This is a genomic window from Longimicrobium sp. (assembly GCF_036554565.1).
Taxonomy (GTDB): domain Bacteria; phylum Gemmatimonadota; class Gemmatimonadetes; order Longimicrobiales; family Longimicrobiaceae; genus Longimicrobium.
Window position 1 is genome coordinate 1 of sequence record NZ_DATBNB010000711.1, and the last position, 1,739, is coordinate 1,739.

Annotated in this window: 2 protein-coding genes; both read left to right on the forward strand. The window is 70.7% G+C overall.

Features of this window, described 5'->3' with window-relative positions; translation table 11 throughout:
• Positions 1-152: 152 nt before the first annotated feature.
• Positions 153-1,208, forward strand: a complete 1,056-nt coding sequence (locus VIB55_RS19885; protein ID WP_331878414.1) for a UDP-glucose--hexose-1-phosphate uridylyltransferase — start codon at positions 153-155, stop codon at positions 1,206-1,208.
• On the forward strand, positions 1,208-1,739 hold a 532-nt coding region (locus VIB55_RS19890), incomplete at its 3' end, for a family 43 glycosylhydrolase (RefSeq protein ID WP_331878415.1). The genes VIB55_RS19885 and VIB55_RS19890, both read left to right, overlap by 1 nt.

Sequence of the window (1,739 nt, forward strand, 5' to 3'; positions counted from 1 at the left end):
GTGCTGCTGCTGGGGGTGATCTTCAACCTGTTCAACCTGGAAGGCACCATCACCCCATGGTGGCAGGGCGTGCTGCGCGGCGTGTTCCTGCTGGGCGTGGTGGTGGTGCAGAGCCGACTGCAGCGCCGGGCCACCCCGGGCCATTGACGACAGTGACGGAAACGAACGGCCTGCTGGAACACCCGCACCGCCGCTTCAACCCGCTGTCCGGCGAGTGGGTGCTGGTTTCGCCCCATCGCGCCAAGCGGCCCTGGCAGGGACAGGTGGAGCGACCCGCGGCGGAGGTGCGCCCTCCGCACGATCCCGGGTGCTACCTGTGTTCGGGGAATGAGCGGGCCGGCGGCGAGCGGAATCCCGACTACACGGGCACGTACGTCTTCGACAACGACTTCGCCGCGCTCCGCCCGGACGCGCCCGAGGCGGAGGTGGAGGTGGATGGCCTGCTGCGCGCCCGCAGCGAGTCGGGGGTGTGCCGCGTCGTCTGCTTTTCGCCGCGCCACGACCTGTCACTGCCGGACCTGGAGCCCGCCGCCCTGCGCGGCGTGGTGGACGTGTGGGCCGAGGAGTTCGCGCGGCTGGGCAGCCGGCCCGACATCGGGCACGTGCAGATCTTCGAGAACAAGGGCGAGGCCATGGGGTGCAGCAATCCCCATCCCCACGGGCAGATCTGGGCGCAGCGCTCGGTTCCGCTGATCGCCGCGCGCGAGGGGGAGCGGCTGGGCGAGCACTTCGGCCGGCACGGACGCACCCTCCTGGACGACTACCTGCGGCTGGAGCTGGATCGGCAGGAGCGGATTGTTTGCGCCAACGACGGGTTCGTGGCACTCGTCCCGTTCTGGGCCGTCTGGCCGTTCGAAACGATGGTCATCAGCCGCCGCCCCGTGCCCGACCTGCTGGCGCTGGAAGACGGCGAGCGCGACGCCCTGGCGGACGTGCTCAAGCGGCTGACGACGCGCTACGACAACCTGTTCGGCGTGTCGTTCCCCTACTCGGCGGGGCTGCACCAGGCGCCCACCGACGGGCAGCCGCACCCCGAGTGGCACCTGCACATGCACTTCTTTCCCCCGCTGCTCCGCTCGGCCACGGTCAGGAAGTTCATGGTGGGATACGAGATGCTGGGCGAGCCGCAGCGCGACGTGACGCCGGAAAGCAGCGCTGAGCGTCTGCGCGCCCTCTCCGAGACCCGCACCACGGCGGGTGCAGCGTGATGCGCATCGCCGCCATTCTCCTGTGCGCCGCGCTCGCCGCCTGCGCTCCGCCGTCCGCCCGCGAGCCGTCGGCAGACGCGTCCGCATCGACGACGACGTACACGAACCCCGTCCTCGACATCGATTTCCCCGACCCCACGGTGATTCGGGCGTCGGACGGGACGTACTACGCCTACGCCACGCAGGGCGAGCGGGACGGCACGCCGATCAACATCCAGGTCGCCCGCTCGCGCGATCTCGTGGCGTGGGAGAGGATCGGCGACGCGTTGCCGGTGAAGCCGCAATGGGCCAGCCGCACGCAGGATTTCTGGGCGCCGCACGTGTCCGAGCACGGCGGCACCTTCTACCTCTACTACTCCGCCAAGCCCGACGCGGCGCTCAGCGACACCACGCGCGGGCTCTGCCTGGCCGTGGCGACCGCCAGCCGTCCCGAGGGCCCGTTTACCGACAAGGGCCAGCCGCTGCAGTGCGGGCCCAGCTTCGTGAACATCGACCCGATGGCCTTCGACGACCCGCAGACCGGCCGCAGGC